The following is a 263-nucleotide window of genomic DNA, read 5'->3' on the forward strand; positions in this document are numbered from 1 at the left end:
CAGTCGACGATCGAATCGGACGGGTTCAGCATCACGAACTTCGACTTGTTCTCCGAGCCGCCGCCCTTCGCCGCCACCTGCACGTCGACTTTGTCGCCCGGCACGATCTCGTAGTGGATCACGGCCGGCGTGTTGTCCTTGGTGTTCTTGCGCGCGCCTGCCGGGTCGGCCAGGATTGAGGCACGCAGGACGTTTTCTGGCAGGTTGTAGGCGCGACGCACGCCTTCGTTGATCATGTCGTCCAGGCCCATGGTGGCGCCATC

At 63.5% G+C, this 263-nt stretch carries 1 protein-coding gene; it reads right to left on the reverse strand.

Going from position 1 to position 263, the window contains the following annotated elements:
- The coding region (locus SB816_RS32600; RefSeq protein ID WP_410548324.1) for a fumarate hydratase at positions 1-263 on the reverse strand (263 nt) is incomplete at both ends.

The sequence above is a fragment of the Achromobacter sp. SIMBA_011 genome, assembly GCF_046535435.1.
GTDB classification, from domain to species: Bacteria; Pseudomonadota; Gammaproteobacteria; order Burkholderiales; family Burkholderiaceae_B; genus Achromobacter; species Achromobacter dolens.